Here is a 15117-nt window from a genome sequence, read left to right as displayed (position 1 = left end):
GCGCGGAGCACCATTGAAGCGCACGCCCAAGCAACTGGATGAGGCCCCGGCGCTCCACGACATGAGCGGTAAGGGAGGCCTGGTGATGCCGGGAGACGGCACCACCGCCACGGGCAAACCGCCCATGCCCGGAAGCTCCGCACCCGGCGAAACGGATGAACCGGCGGGCCTGGTTGACGCATTCGGTCTCGCCGATCCCGACACCCAGCTCGACCCCGAGGTGCAGCGCCTCGCGCGGCAGATTGCTGAGCGGCTCGCGATCCCGAAGCCACGCCGTGACAGCGCGGCGATCCGCGGGCTGGGACGCTTGCACAGCGTGCCGTATCGTGGGGCATCCGACGAGATCGATCTCGACGCGACGATTGAGGTGCTCGCCGAGAGACCGGTGCCGGAGGACGAGGACATCAAGGTGCGCGAGCGCCTTCTCACCCGCCGCTCGGTGGTGCTGCTCGTCGATGTATCTGGTTCGATGAAGGGCGAGCGGATCAAGACCGCGGCCGCGACCGTCGGAGCGCTCTCTGCGGAACTCGCCCACGATTCCCTCGCCGTCGTGGCCTTTTGGTCGGATGCCGCGGTGCTCCTGAAGCTGGGTGACGAGGTCAGGCCACGCGAGCTGCTGGATCGGGTGCTCCGACTTCCGGCCCGCGGGCTCACCAACGTCGCGTTTCCGCTTGAGATCGCGGCCAAGCAGCTCGCGGGAGTGCCGGCTGAGCACGCGCGCGTGGTGCTGCTATCGGACTGCGTGCACAACGCCGGGCCCGATCCGCGACCCCTCGCCGCGAAGCTGCCCAGGCTCGACGTACTGCTTGATGCGAGTGGCGAGAAAGATATTGACCTGGGGCGCCAACTCGCGACTCGGGGCCGAGGAATGTGCCGGATCATCCGCACCCACAGAGACGTTGCGCCAGCGATTTCTCACATGTTTGGCACCGACACGCGCTAGAGGTCTGCCGTGCGATGCGCCTACACGTGATCTGCAAGATGCGCTTCCTTATTGGCACTCGGTGCCATTATGATGTCGGTATTGGGTTGCGCAGCTTCACCGCATTGCGCAGCAACGCCTATCGGCATCGGTGCTGAGATTCAACGACGAAGAAAGTGAGACGACCAATGAGCTTGTGGCCGTGGAAGCAGAACCCTTGGTTTGAGTCAGTGCTTGAGGCGCAGCGTCGCACGAAGCGGAACATCCCGCCGTCGGTGTACGCGGCGCTGGTCGCGGGTTCGGAGCGGGGGCGCACCCCGCAGGAGAACATGGATGCGTTTGCGAAGCTGCAGTTCGCGCCGCACGTGGCGGGCCATCAGTCGCCGCGCGATCTTTCGACGACGATCATGGGAATCCCGGTCTCCATGCCGGTGATGATTTCCCCCACGGGCGTGCAGGCGATCCACCCCGACGGTGAGGTAGCCGTGGCGCGCGCGGCGGCCGCCCGCGGCACGATCATGGGGCTCAGCTCGTTCGCGTCAAAGCCGGTCGAAGAGATAACTGCGGCGAACGAAAACACCTTCTTCCAGATCTATTGGACGGGTACCAAGGACCAGATTCTTGCTCGCGTGGAGCGTGCCCGGGCAGCTGGTGCCAAGGGACTGATCCTCACCACCGACTGGTCGTTCTCGGTTGGACGCGACTGGGGCAGCCCGTCGATCCCCGAGAAGATGAACCTGCCCGCGCTGATTAAGTTCGCGCCGGAAGGCATGATCCGCCCGAAGTGGACGATGCAGTGGCTGAAGGCGGGCCTGCCGGATCTCACCGCGCCGAATCTGAAGCCTGCGGACGGCCCGGCCCCGACGTTCTTTGGCGCGTACGGGGAGTGGATGCAGACCCCGCCCGCGTCGTGGGAGGACGTGGAGTGGCTGCGCAAGGAGTGGGGCGGCCCGTTCATGCTGAAGGGCGTGACCCGCATTGACGATGCGAAGCGCGCGGTTGATGCCGGGGTTGACGCGATCTCGGTCTCGAATCACGGCGGCAACAACCTCGACACGACACCGGCCGCGATCCGCTGCCTCGGGCCGATCGCAGACGCGGTGGGCGACCAGGTTGAGGTGCTGCTCGACGGTGGGGTGCGTCGCGGAGGGGATGTCGCGAAGGCACTCGCGTTCGGCGCACGTGCAGTGCTGATCGGTCGCGCGTACCTGTGGGGCCTCGGCGCGAATGGGCAGACGGGTGTGGAGAATGTGCTCGACCTGCTGCGCATGGGTCTCGACTCTGCAGTGTTGGGTCTGGGGCACAAGTCGATCTCCGAGCTCAGCCGCGAGGATTTCCTGGTGCCCGAGGGCTTCGATGCGAGGCTCGGCGATGACTCGGCGACTTCTCATCAGCCGAAGGCGCGCGCGGCGGCCGCCAAGCGTCCGGTTGAGAAGACCATCCAGTAGGGCTGGAACGTCAGCGTTAGCCAGACCCTCGCCTCACTCGGAGATCTGCACATTTCAGGGCGGAAATGCCAGAATCGGCCCTGGCTCGCGAGAATCTCCGAGTGAAGGCAACCCCGAAAGGAAGCACCATGGCTCACCGCACTCGAATTGGTCACTCCGGCATCGAGATCGCGCCATTCGCGCTCGGCGCCAACGTGTTCGGCTGGACCGCCGACCGCGAGGCCACGTTTGCGGTGCTCGACGCGTTCGTTGCCGGTGGTGGAGACTTTGTCGACACCGCAGACAGCTACGCGCACTGGGTGCCCGGCAATACGGGCGGCGAGAGTGAGACGTTGATTGGTGAGTGGATCGCGGCCCGCGGCAGCCGAGACCGCGTCACCATCGCGACCAAGGTCTTCTCCCACCCCGATTTTTTGGGGCTCGCGCCCGACAACGTGCGCGCCGCGGCCGACGCGTCACTGCAGCGACTCGGAACCGACAGAATCGATCTCTACTACGCTCACCAAGACGATCCCGACACCCCGCTGGCCGAGACGGTCGCCGTGTTCTCCGAGTTGGTCGATGCTGGCAAAGTGCGTGCGATCGGGTTATCGAACTTCACAGCCGATCGCGTGAGCGAGTGGATCGGCATCGCCCGGGAGGGCGGTTACCATGTGCCGGTGGCGCTGCAGCCCCACTACAACCTGATGGAGCGGGGCTTCGAGACGGATGGCCAGCGCACGGTGGCAGAGCGCGAGGGGCTCGGGGTCTTCCCCTACTACTCGCTCGCACACGGGTTTCTGGCCGGAAAGTACCGCGACGTCACAGACGCCGATGCGCCAGGGGCGAGCCCCAGAGCCGAGGAATCGGTAGCGTACTTGAACGATCGCGGACGCGCGGTGCTCGCGGCACTCGACGAGGTGGCCGCCGCACACGGAGTCGAGGTCGCGACGGTCGCGCTCGCTTGGCTCCGACAGCAGCCCACGGTTGCCGCACCCATCGCGAGCGCCCGCAACACCGCGCAGCTTCCCGCGCTCCTCGCATCGCTCGATCTCGAACTCACACACGCTGAGGTGGATCAGCTTTCCGCAGCCTCCGAGTGACTCGCGCGCGCTCAGGGATCAGGGGCGGGGGTTTCGGTTTCTGGCCATTTTGCGGCTGAGCGATGTGGCATCCTGTGGGGCCACGGCGTGAAGACGCAACGTCTGGCTGGAAACCGAAGGCCTCGCCCCTGATTCCGGAACCCCAGCACGCGCGAACTTCGTGGCCGGCGACGGCATTGCCCGCCAGGTGGAAGAATGGGCGGGTGACAGACACCACGAGCGGCAGCGGCGATCCACTGGAAAATATGGCCGCGCAGCCCGAACAGCCAACCGAAGCGCACCCCGAACCGCCGATCGAACCGCCGACCGGAGTGCAGGCCGAGCCGCACCCCGAGCGCACGACATCCGGCATCGGCCCGTGGCCGGGCGGGCGTGACGCGTGGCCCGAGGGCGACCACTTCGACCCCGAGCTGCTCGAGCACGGCGACACCCGCAATGTGGTGGATCGCTACCGGTACTGGCGCATGGAGGCGATCCGCACGGATCTCGATCGGCACCGGCACCCGTTTCACGTGGCGATCGAAAACTGGCAGCACGACATGAACATCGGGTCCATCGTGCGCAGCGCCAACGCGTTCGCCGCCGACACGGTGCACATCGTGGGTCGTCGTCGGTGGAACAAGCGCGGCGCGATGGTGACCGACCGGTACCAGCACGTCGAGCACCGCGAAGATGTGGGCGCGCTCGTCGCGTGGGCCGCGGCCGAAGGGATTCCGATCATTGCGATCGACAACGTGCCCGGCTGCGTGCCCATGGAGACCTTCGACTGGCCCGAGCGTTGCGTGATGCTCTTCGGGCAAGAGGGGCCCGGGCTGACCCCCGAGGCGATTGCCGCGGCCGAGGCGGTGGTGGAGATCACGCAGTACGGATCCACTCGCTCGATCAACGCGTCGGCCGCCGCCGCCGTCTCGATGTACGCGTGGGTGCAGCAGCATTCCCCGCTGCGCCCGCGGTGAGCATAGGCTTCGAACCATGAGCATGGGCGGTGGCGGGCCCCGAGGCGCAGCCCGGGTGTCTAGCGCCGACTATGAGGCGCAGAAGCGTGCGAACAGTGAGGCGCCGAAGATCGCCAACCTGGGCGCGAGGATTCGGGAACTCTTCATCCCGTACCGGGTGCAGCTGCTCGTGGTCGTGGTGCTGGTGGTGGTTGGCGCAGCTCTCGGAATCGTTCCTCCGCTGCTCACTGCGAGAATATTTGATGAGGGGCTGTTTCCCAAGGGTGGTCCGCCGAACCTGACGGTCATCGCGTGGCTTTCTGGCGTGATGCTGCTCACTTTTTTGGCGAGCGCAGCCATCGGCATCGTGCAGACGCGGTTGACCGCGCGGACCGGTAACCGAGTGATGGGCGAGCTGCGGGTGAGGCTCTTTGCGCACCTGCAGAAGATGGAGCTGGCGTTCTTCACCCGCACGAAGACGGGAGTCATCCAGTCACGGTTGCAGAACGACGTCGGCGGCGTAGCCAGCGTGCTCACCAACACGGTCTCGAGCGTGATCGGCAACACGGTGACCGTGATTGCGGCGTTCATCGCGATGCTCGCGCTGAGCTGGCAACTCACCATCGTTGCGGTGATCCTGCTCCCGGCGCTCGTGATTGCGCAGCGCCGCGTGGGCCAGGTGCGTGCAAAGATTGCGGGCAGGACGCAGGAATCGCTCTCGGATATGAGCGCCATCACGCAGGAGGCGCTGAGCGTCTCGGGCGTACTGCTCTCAAAGTCGTTTACCCGACAGCAGGAGGAAACTGAGCGGTATTCCGACGAGAATTCGCGGCTCATCTCGCTGCAGACGAGCCTCGCCATGAGTGGGCAGTGGTTTTTTGCGGTGGTGCAGGTCTTCCTCTCAGCGGTGCCCGCGATCGTCTACCTCATCGCCGGGTGGCTGATCACGGGGGGCGACGTGGGCATCACCGCTGGCACGGTCGTCGCGTTCACAACGGTGCAAGCACGCCTCCTGTTCCCGATGATGGGGCTCATGCGCGTCGCCCTCGACTTGCAGACTTCGGGTGCGCTGTTCGCAAGAATTTTCGAGTACCTCGATCTCAAGCCGCAGATTGTGGATCGACCAGACGCCCGCCCGGTGCGTTTGCTTGCCGCCGCACCCGCACAGCCTGCAACCTCGGACGGCATCACACCGACTGCGGCCCCACTCATCGAATTCGACCGGGTGTGTTTCCGCTATCCCGACGCAACAGAGCACTCCCTGCACACCTTGAACGAGGTGTCATTCAGTGTGCAGCCCGGTGAGTTCGTCGCATTCGTTGGACCCAGTGGATCGGGCAAGACCACCATCAGCTACCTCATCCCGCGCCTGTATGACGCGACCGACGGAACGGTGAGTTTCGCGGGTGATGACGTGCGCGAGCTCAGTCACGTCTCGCTCATGGAGCAAGTGGGCATGGTCACACAGGAGCCGTATCTCTTCCACGCCACCATCGCCGAGAATCTGCGCTACGCCCGCCCCGAGGCAACTGACGCGGAACTCGAGGCGGCTGCGCGGGCAGCCAACATTCACGACACGATCGTGTCGTTCGAGGCGGGTTATGACACGGTTGTCGGCGAACGCGGGTACCGGCTATCGGGAGGCGAGAAGCAGCGGATCGCGATTGCTCGAGTGCTGTTGAAGGACCCGGCGGTACTCGTACTTGACGAGGCCACGAGCGCGCTCGACACGGTGAGCGAGCGGATCGTGCAGCGTGCACTCGACGTTGCGCGATCGGGACGAACTACGATCGCGATCGCGCATCGGCTCTCCACCGTGATCGATGCGGATCGCATTTTCGTGCTGGAGGCAGGTCGGATTGTCGAGCGTGGCACGCACGCTGAGTTGCTTGCGCGCGAGGGAGCGTATTGGCGTCTGCATCGTGAGCAGGCCGGGATACGGGGTGGCCTGGATCCTCTGTCTTACGGGGAGTGAGTCGGCGTATCGAGCGCAAGCCGCGCGACGGTGAGCGTCGCGATGGTCTCACCGCTGCTGAGATCCACATCCAAAAGATCCTCGATCAGCGCGAGTCGCTGGTAAAACACCGACCGAGACAGCCGCGCCTCCTTCGCGGCGAGCGAGCGGTTCGTTGGGTGAGCGGTATAGGCGGCAAGCACCCGCAGGAGATCACCCGCCGCGCCGGCCGCCCGGTCGTGGGCCAGAAGCGGCGCGAGGGTGTCGGTCGCGAACTCCTGCAGCTCGGGTGCGCCGGCAAGCGCGCGCACGAGGTGTGCGAGTGGTTGACGTTCCGCCTGTTGCACCGTCACCCGACCGACCTCGCCGGTGGGCGCGATCCGGCCCGCCGCGCGCACCTGTTCGAGCGCGGCGACGAGTTGTCGCAGCCTTCGCGCGGGTGTGGCAAGTGCGAGGTGGGCCCGCCACGACGATGGGGTCGTGCCGGGCACGAGCATGCCGAGCTCGTGTGCCAGGCGGGTGGCGAGCGACGGAACGTCGCGATCCACTGTCGAAATGAGCCTCGGGTCTTCGGTCGGAAACGAGAGCAGGGCGAGCAGCACGTGCCCGCTCTCGGCTGCCTCATTATCGGGGGCAATCAGGGCCCGGCCCTCGGGTGCGATCGCCCGCCGGAGCGCGGTCTCGAGGGTGGCGCGCTCGAGCGTGGCGTGCCCGCCGAAGTCGCCAGTGCCGCGCAGCGTCGCGGCGATGACGGTGCGTCCGTCAAGCGTGAGGCTGGAAGCGGCAAGCTGCGCGGCAAGTTCCGCGTCGCTGCGGTAGCGGCCCCCGAGAAGCGCCTCGAACAGCCGCTTCGAGCCCAGCTGCATCCACTGGTCACCCTCTGCGTCAGCGAGCCGACCGAGGGCAAGCGCGAAGGCCCCGAGCTCAAGCACTGTGCGACGGCCAGCCGGGTGCGGCGGGCCAGCGAGCGCGGTCACGTGCCCCCAGCGTCGACCGCGCGCCTCGACGGCGACTCGCTCCCAGGTCTCGCCTTTCGGCGGCTGCGGTTCCCGCCCGTCGGCCCGCACCCACGGCGCGAGCGCCTCGGCAGGGTCGGCTCCGAGCCCGGCGAAGGCCACGATTCGGTGCCCGGTGTCTTCGAGCAGCACCGGGGCCCGGAGGGTCTCAGCGAGCCGCTCGACCACATAGTCAACCGGGCTGCGGTTGAGGCCCAGCTCGGTGAGCATCGCGTGCACCTCGGCGCGCGCCTGCAGCGCCTCGTTTTGCGCGGCAAGAATGCGCTGGTGTACCCGCTGCGTGATCTGCACGAAGCGCACCTCGCGGTGCAGCACGATCAGAGGCACCCCGTTTTCTTCGCACGCGTGGATCAGGGCTTCCGGTGCCGCAGTGAACCTCTGGCCCAGCTCGAGCACGATGGCCGCAACTCCGGTCGCGCCAGCGGTGACGAGCCCCTCGGCGAGGTCGGCAAGTTCACGGGGATCACTGGGCCAGCCCGCGCCAGTGGTGAGGATGAGTTCACCGCCATCGAGCAGCTCGGCCACGCCCGAGCCCGCGGCGACGTGCGCCCAGCGCACGTCGTGATCCACCCCCTGCGACCCCGCGACCAGTTCGGGCTGGCCCGCCTGCAACTCGGGAAGCGCGAGCACGTCGCGCACGCTCGGGAGGGCGGTCTGGTCGCCGGTGTCTCGCATGCCTGCTCCTTCGGATCGTTTAGCTGGGCAGTAGGTGCTGGAATGCGCGCCTATTCCAGCACCTACTGCCCACCAATGCTGGACGCAAGGAAATCTGGTCGGGCTGCCCAGCGACACCCGGCTCTCATACAAAGTGTACGACGATGTGTTGAGATGCGGATGGTCTGACGGTGGCCTCGCTCGCTTCTCCCTGCGAGACTGGGAACCAGTGGCTCGCCGCGGCCCAGACATTTTGATTGATTCACACACCCGCAGAACAGCACCGAGAGAACCGAGGATCCACACATGGCACGTATCCCCCACCTGATCGCAGGCGAAAAGGTCGAAGCCGGCGAGCGCTTCCAGACTGTCTTTAACCCGGCAACCGGCGAAGCACAGCACGAGGTGGGAATCGCCTCGGCCGAGACGGTCGAGCAGGCCATCGCCGCGGCGCAGGCCGCGCTGCCCGGGTGGCGCGCGACGAGCCTCACCAAGCGTGCCGATGTCTTCTTCCGTCTGCGCCAGCTGCTCAAGGAGCGCACCCCCGAGCTCGCGGCGATCGTGACGAGCGAGCACGGCAAGGTGCTCTCAGACGCTGCCGGAGAGATTGCTCGCGGCCTCGAGAACGTCGAGTTCGCGGCCGGTCTCATGCACCTGCTGAAGGGCGAGCGCGACGAGCAGGTCGCGGGCGGCGTGGACGTGCACTCGGTGAAGCAGCCGGTTGGTGTGGTCGCGGCGATCACCCCGTTCAACTTCCCGGTCATGGTGCCGCTGTGGATGATTGCGAGCGCGATCTCGTGCGGCAACACCGTGGTGCTGAAGCCCTCCGAGCGCGATCCCTCCGCCTCAATCTTCATCGCCGACCTCTTCCGCGAGGCGGGCCTCCCCGACGGCGTGCTGAACGTGGTCAACGGCGACAAGGTCGCGGTCGATACGCTGCTCGACAGCCGCACCGTCAAGGCCATCAGCTTCGTCGGCTCCACCCCCATCGCCAAGTACATCTACGAGCGCGCGGCCGCCAACGGCAAGCGCGTGCAGGCCCTCGGCGGCGCGAAGAACCACATGCTGGTGCTGCCCGATGCCGACATCAACATGGCGGCCGATGCCGCGGTCTCGGCCGCGTACGGCTCGGCCGGCGAGCGCTGCATGGCGGTCTCCGTTGTCGTCGCCGTGGGTGGCGTGGCCGATGACCTGGTGCCCGCGATCCAGAGCCGCATGAAGAAGCTCGTCATCGGCGACGGCACCGATCCGGCCAGCGAGATGGGTCCGCTCATCACCCGCGAAGCAGTGGATCGCGTCGAGTCGTACGTGGCCGGCGCCGAGGCCGAGGGCGCGACCGTGGTGGTCGACGGCCGCGAACACAAGTTCGAGGGCAATGGCTTCTTCACCGGGGTCTCGCTCATCGATCACGTCAAGCCCGGCAGCAAGATCCACTCAGATGAGATCTTCGGGCCGGTGCTCGCCGTCGTGCGCGTCGACACCTACGAGGAGGGTGTGCGCATCATCAACGAGCACCAGTTCGGCAACGGCACCGCGATCTTCACCCGCGACGGCGGCGTCGCCCGCCAGTTCGAGTTCGAGGTCGAGGCCGGCATGGTCGGCATCAACGTGCCGATCCCCGTGCCCGTGGGCTCGTTCTCCTTCGGTGGATGGAAGGACTCGCTGTTCGGCGACTCGCATATCTACGGCCCGGAGTCGATCCACTTCTACACGCGCTCTAAGGTCGTCACCACGCGCTGGCCCGATCCCGCCACCTCCAAGGTGGATCTCGGATTCCCGAGCAACCAGTAGCTCGCCAGAGCGAGGGCAGGATCTGCACGCGGAGCCGATCCATCCGCGGTGGGCGTTTCGCCCACCGCTCCCGCCAGACCCGGCCAGGCTCCGCTTAGGGGATCCTTTGACCCACGCTCTTCCCATGTGCAATTCACTACCTTTGAGAGAAATCAATGACTGACTACATCGACCTGTACGGTGCGCCGCAGGAGTTCGGCGATACCGAGGCTCAGCGCGAAGTACGCGCGAACGACCGGGGCTACGTCTTCCACTCGTGGTCGGCGCAGGGGCAGATCAATCCGCTCCCCATCGCGAAGGGCGAGGGCGCAAGATTCTGGGATTACGACGGCAACGAGTACCTCGATTTCTCGTCGCAGCTCGTGAACCTGAATCTCGGGCACCAGCACCCTGGCCTCGTGAAGGCGATCCAGGAGCAGGCCGGGCGCCTCACCACGATCCAGCCCGCCTTCGCCAACGACGCGCGCGGCGAACTCGCGAAGCGCATCGTCGAGCACTCCTTCGAGGGTGCCCGCTCGGTGTTCTTCACCAATGGTGGCGCCGAGGCGATCGAGTACGCGGTGCGTCTCGCGCGCCAGCACACCGGCCGTCGCAAGATCATGAGCCGCTACCGCTCGTACCATGGCTCGACCGGCACCGCGATCACGATGACCGGTGAGCCGCGTCGCTGGGCGAATGACACGATCGACACCTCGGTCGTGCACTTCTTCGGGCCATACCAGTACCGCAGCGCGTTCTGGGCTGAGACGCCCGAGCAGGAGACCGAGCGTGCGCTCGCACACCTCGAGCAGCAGGTTCAGCTTGAGGGCCCCGGCACGATCGCCGCGATCGTGCTCGAGACGGTCACCGGCACAAATGGTGTCTTCGTGCCGCCGCCCGGCTACCTGTCCGGCGTGCGCGCGATCTGCGACAAATACGGCATCCTGCTGATCTGCGATGAGGTCATGGTCGGTTTCGGCCGCACCGGCGAGTGGTTCGCTTACCAGGGCTTTGACGTGACTCCCGACCTTGTGACCTTCGCGAAGGGCGTGAACTCAGGGTACGTGCCGCTCGGTGGTGTGGTCATCAGCGAGGCCGTGCACAATTCATTTGTGGATCGCCCCTTCCCGGGCGGCCTCACCTACTCGGGGCACCCGCTCGCCTGCGCGGCGGGCGTCGCGACCTTCGACATCTTCGAGGCAGAGGGCATCATCGAGCGCGTGCGCGACCTCGGCGTCCGCGTCGTCGAACCGCGCCTGCGTGAGTTCGCCGAGAAGCATCCTTCCGTCGGAGAGTACCGCGGCAAGGGGCTGTTCTGGGCCCTCGAGCTCGTGCTCGATCGCGAGACGCGCGAACCACTCGTGCCGTTCAACGCGTCGGGCGAGGCGGCAGCCCCGTTCAACGCGGTTGTCGGTGCATGCAAGGCACGCGGGGTATGGCCGTTCGCGGCCGGCAACCGCCTGCAGCTCGCGCCACCGCTCGTGATCTCCGAGGAAGACCTCGTGAAGGGCCTCGATGCCCTCGACGAGGCGCTCACGGTCGCTGACGGCTACTACACGGGCGCTGAGCATTAGCTAATCGCTGACGCGACGGGGGGGGCAGATCCACAGTGGATCTGCCCCCCTGTCGCGTGTGCGGCGTACCGATTAGTCTTCGGGGTCGGCCGGATCGAGCGGAGCGTGATGATCGAGCGCGACTTCGCCCCGCTTCCAGTACCCGTGTACGTCGGCCTGTGCCTTGCTCAGGCCGAGCTCGCGGCGGAGGTAGCGGCGCAGTGGGATGAGGGTGGTTGCCTCGCCCGCAAGGAACACGAAGGTGCGCTCGCCGATGGGCAGCGCGCGAAGTGCAGCTTCGAGTGCGGATGCGCGATCCGCTCCGGTGAACCAGTGCAACTCGCGCTTCTCGCCGTCTGCCCCGTCGAGATACGCGGAGGTCTCGGGATCCTTAACGAAGAACAGGCCCGTCACGGGCACGGAGGCATCGAACGCCTGCAGCCAGCGGGTGGCTGCGGGGAGCGCCGACTCGTCGGCGACAATGATCGCCGAGTCGGCTCCGGCTGGGGCGAGAACCGACGCGCGTGGCCCGCCGATGCCCAACTCGTCTCCTGGCTTCGCCCGGGCGGCCCAGGCCGCGGCAACACCGTGGTCTCCGTGCAAGACGAAGTCGAGGTCGAGTTCGGGGCCGCCCTCGGCATCGGGTCGGAACGCGAGTGGCGTGTAGTCGCGCAGGATGATGGCGGGAGCCCCCTCAGCGCGTGGCTTCCGGAACCCACCGGGCTCGGGAACCGTCAGCACTCCAGTCTCTGGGTCGGGAAAGAATACCTTGACGTGGTCTGCGGGACCGTCGGCGCTGAACCTCGCGAGATCGTCACCACCGAGCGTGATCCGCACCATGCTCGGCGCCACCGGGGTGGTGCGCAGCACCCGTACTCGGCGTGTGTGGAGATCGTGCATGGTGCGCTCGCGCGCAAAAACCTCAGTCATCGCTGGCTCTCGCTTCTTCGTCGTGGTTCACTAAATCGTACACGATTTCCTAGTGGATCAGCGGGTTCCGCTGGGTGGCAGTCCTCCGTGCCGCGGCGATACGTCGCGGGGTGGTCAACGACGCGGGGTTCGCGACGTATGAACCCCGCGTCATTGTCCACCCGATGGAAGTCGGAAGTGGGAGGTGGGCGGTGGAGAGCAGGAGCCCCGACGCTACGCCCCGAGTAGGCGCTGGATGCGCTGGATGCCCTCGACCAGCGCGTCGTCGCCGAGCGCGTAGCTGAAGCGCAGGTAGCCGCTCGGGCCAAACGCTTCGCCGGGAACCGCGGCGACCTCAGCCTCGGAGAGGATCAGGTCGGCGAGCTCGAGCGACGTCGTGGGCGTGACGCCCGCGATCTCGCGCCCAAGCGCTGCCGTCACGTCGACGTAGGCGTAGAACGCGCCCTCGGGGGTCGGGCAATGGAACCCCGGCACCTTGTTGAGCTCGCTCACGATGAGTTTGCGACGGCGGTCGAAGGCCAAACGCATCTGCTCGATCGGCTCCTGCGGCCCGTTTAGCGCAGCGATCGCGCCGCGCTGGGCGACGTTGTTTACGTTCGAGGTCAGGTGCGACTGGAGGTTCGCGGCACCCTTCATCACATCGGCGGGGCCGACCATCCATCCCAGCCGCCATCCGGTCATCGCATACGACTTCGCGACTCCGTTTACGAGAATCGTGCGGTCGGTGAGCGCTGGCACGGCCTCGACGATGGATTGCGCGCGCGCACCCTCGTAGACCAGGTTCTGGTAGATCTCGTCGGCGATAATCCACAGCCCGTGCGATTCGGCCCATTCGCCGATTGCCTTCGTCTCGGCCGGCGAATACACCGCGCCGGTGGGGTTAGAGGGGGAGACAAACAGCAGCACCTTGGTGCGCTCGGTGCGCGCGGCCTCGAGCTGATCGACGGTCACCTTGTAGCCCTGATCGGAGCCCGCGAAGACCTCGACCGGCACGCCGTCGGCCAGCTGGATCGCCTCGGGGTACGTCGTCCAATACGGAGCGGGCAGCAGCACCTCGTCGCCCGGATCGAGCAGCACCTGGAAGGCCTGGTATACCGCCTGCTTGCCACCGTTGGTGACGATAACCTGCGAGGCGGGCACCGCCCAGCCGGAGTCGCGCGCCGTCTTCGTCGCGATCGCCTCGCGCAGCTCGGGAAGCCCCGCGGCCGCGGTGTAGCGGAAGTTCTTCGGGTCGTCGAGCGCGGCGCGGGCGGCATCGACGATGTGAGCCGGGGTCGCGAAGTCAGGCTCGCCAGCGGCGTAGCTGATGACGGGGCGACCCTCGGCCTGCAGGGCCTTCGCCTTGGCATCGACCTTGAGGGTGGCGGACTCGGCGATTGCACCGATTTTCTTTGACAAACGGGAGATTTTGGTCACCCCTCAAGCTTATCGCGCGCGGTGTTCCCGGGCACCGATCCGACGTGCCTCACCTAATATGCCCGCGAAACACTTCCGGTGCATCACGTAAAAATGCCCGCGAAACGGAATCATCAGTTTCATGGGAAGTGGGCTATCAATGCGTGCCAGACACGAGATCACACGAAAGTTCGCGAAGCAGTATGCCGCAGCGGCCAAGAAGGAGAAGAGCCGTCTCCTTGACGAGGTATGCGCGATCACGGGCTGGTCCAGAGACAACGCGCGCAGACAGTTACAAGCTGCGCTGAAACCGCGTCGGGTAGGGGCCCGGCAACGTAAGCCGCGCCCGCTGAAGTACTCACATGACGCGTTGAAAGTGCTGCAGAAAGTGTGGGCGTTCGCGGGCGGGATCAGCGGGAAATACTTGGCCGCGTCAATGGAACTCCAACTCATGCTGCTGGAAGCGCACGGCGAACTGGTCCCAGGCCGGGGCAGGTACAGTCACCACGTCGCGGACGAGTTGCTGGCAATGTCACCGGCCACGATCGACCGCTACCTCGCCCCAGCCCGCGCGAGGGACCCACTCCGCGGGATCGCCACCACCACGCCAGGCCCGCTGCTGCGGAACTCGATCACGATCAGGAAAGCCGGTGACGAGATCGAGGCCGTACCCGGGTTCTTCGAGGGCGACACCGTCGCACACTGCGGGCCCGTCTTGAAGGGTGAGTTCTGTCGCAGTGTTGATCTCACCGACATGCACACCGGTTGGACGTACACGCGCTCGATCCGGAACAACGCACACCTGCACATTCGTGACGCCCTCGACCGATTCATCAGCGAAGTGCCGTTCGAGGTGACCGGGGTGGATTTTGATAACGGGTCCGAGTTCATCAACTACGACGTCATCGGTTGGGCTGCAGAACTTGACATCTACTTCACGAGGTCCCGGCCGTACAAGAAGAATGATCAGGCCACGATCGAGTCGAAAAACAATCAGATCGTGCGCCGGTACGCGTTCTACTGGAGGTACGACACCGCGCCTCTGCTGAAGCTATTGAACGAGTTATGGCCGCTGGTGAACGATCGCCATAATTTCCTCACCCCCACGAAGAAACCCATCGGTTGGGCGACCGATCAAAGGGGGCGCCGTAAACGTGTCTACGATGAGCTCGCGACACCATTCGACCGGCTCCAGCGTTCCGGTGTGCTCAGCGCCGAGAAGACCGCCGAGTTGACCGGGTACCGTGACAGCTTGAACCCGGCCCACATCGCTCGCGAGATCGACCGAATCCAGCAGCGCCTCACCTACCTCGCGGCCGAGAAGACTCGCACGCTCGAAGCGATCGAACTCGCGAAAGCACCAAACGCGGCAGCCGGGGTCAAGCCGGCCCGCGCGAGCAGGAAACAGGCAAGCTAAGCTCGAGAATTACGCGGGCATTCTTATGTGAGTCACCGGTG

At 66.0% G+C, this 15117-nt stretch carries 11 protein-coding genes; 8 read left to right on the top strand and 3 right to left on the bottom strand.

Going from position 1 to position 15117, the window contains the following annotated elements; all coding sequences use genetic code 11:
• Nucleotides 1–13: 13 nt before the first annotated feature.
• The 5 genes from ACR0R4_RS00055 (at nucleotide 14) to ACR0R4_RS00035 (ending at nucleotide 6362) form a co-directional block, all read left to right on the top strand.
• Nucleotides 14–943, top strand: coding sequence for a vWA domain-containing protein (locus tag ACR0R4_RS00055; RefSeq protein WP_433645275.1), 930 nt, complete (start codon nucleotides 14–16; stop codon nucleotides 941–943).
• Nucleotides 944–1110: 167 nt separating this feature from the next.
• Nucleotides 1111–2370 (top strand): pre-mycofactocin synthase MftD, encoded by a 1260-nt coding sequence (mftD, locus tag ACR0R4_RS00050; protein WP_433645274.1) that lies wholly within the window; start codon nucleotides 1111–1113, stop codon nucleotides 2368–2370.
• A 128-nt stretch (nucleotides 2371–2498) separates the two neighbouring features.
• On the top strand, nucleotides 2499–3452 hold the full coding sequence (locus ACR0R4_RS00045) for an aldo/keto reductase (RefSeq protein ID WP_433645273.1): 954 nt from the start codon (nucleotides 2499–2501) through the stop codon (nucleotides 3450–3452).
• 245 nt (nucleotides 3453–3697) lie between these two features.
• A complete protein-coding gene (locus ACR0R4_RS00040; RefSeq protein ID WP_433645631.1) occupies nucleotides 3698–4408 on the top strand; it encodes a TrmH family RNA methyltransferase in 711 nt (236 codons plus the stop codon).
• 16 nt (nucleotides 4409–4424) lie between these two features.
• The gene (locus ACR0R4_RS00035; protein ID WP_433645272.1) at nucleotides 4425–6362 is read left to right on the top strand and encodes an ABC transporter ATP-binding protein; all 1938 of its coding nucleotides are present in this window, start codon (nucleotides 4425–4427) and stop codon (nucleotides 6360–6362) included.
• Here ACR0R4_RS00035 and ACR0R4_RS00030 read toward each other — a convergent pair.
• Complete coding sequence (locus ACR0R4_RS00030) at nucleotides 6350–8032, bottom strand: PucR family transcriptional regulator (RefSeq protein WP_433645271.1); 1683 nt, start codon at nucleotides 8030–8032, stop codon at nucleotides 6350–6352. The genes ACR0R4_RS00035 and ACR0R4_RS00030 overlap by 13 nt on opposite strands.
• 285 nt (nucleotides 8033–8317) lie before the next feature.
• Between ACR0R4_RS00030 and ACR0R4_RS00025 the strand changes: the two genes are divergently transcribed.
• Entirely contained in the window at nucleotides 8318–9802 is a 1485-nt protein-coding gene (locus tag ACR0R4_RS00025) for a CoA-acylating methylmalonate-semialdehyde dehydrogenase (protein WP_433645270.1), read from the top strand.
• Nucleotides 9803–9957: 155 nt separating this feature from the next.
• Nucleotides 9958–11355 carry an aspartate aminotransferase family protein gene (locus ACR0R4_RS00020; protein WP_433645269.1) on the top strand — a complete coding sequence of 466 codons (1398 nt, stop codon included), beginning with the start codon at nucleotides 9958–9960 and terminating at the stop codon, nucleotides 11353–11355.
• A gap of 72 nt (nucleotides 11356–11427) precedes the next feature.
• Here the strand turns inward: ACR0R4_RS00020 and ACR0R4_RS00015 are convergent, their stop codons facing one another.
• Nucleotides 11428–12264 carry a siderophore-interacting protein gene (locus ACR0R4_RS00015; protein ID WP_433645268.1) on the bottom strand — a complete coding sequence of 279 codons (837 nt, stop codon included), beginning with the start codon at nucleotides 12262–12264 and terminating at the stop codon, nucleotides 11428–11430.
• 213 nt (nucleotides 12265–12477) lie between these two features.
• Nucleotides 12478–13680 carry a pyridoxal phosphate-dependent aminotransferase gene (locus tag ACR0R4_RS00010; RefSeq protein ID WP_433645267.1) on the bottom strand — a complete coding sequence of 401 codons (1203 nt, stop codon included), beginning with the start codon at nucleotides 13678–13680 and terminating at the stop codon, nucleotides 12478–12480.
• A 139-nt stretch (nucleotides 13681–13819) separates the two neighbouring features.
• Here ACR0R4_RS00010 and ACR0R4_RS00005 point away from each other — a divergent pair, with 139 nt between their 5' ends.
• Nucleotides 13820–15076: an integrase catalytic domain-containing protein gene (locus ACR0R4_RS00005; protein ID WP_433645266.1), complete on the top strand. Its 1257-nt coding sequence runs from the start codon at nucleotides 13820–13822 to the stop codon at nucleotides 15074–15076.
• Nucleotides 15077–15117 lie beyond the last annotated feature (41 nt).

The organism is Leucobacter fengyongliangi (assembly GCF_050971685.1).
Classification (GTDB): Bacteria; Actinomycetota; Actinomycetes; order Actinomycetales; family Microbacteriaceae; genus Leucobacter.
Note: the sequence above shows the minus strand (reverse complement) of the source record. Positions and strands in the feature narration are given on the sequence as shown.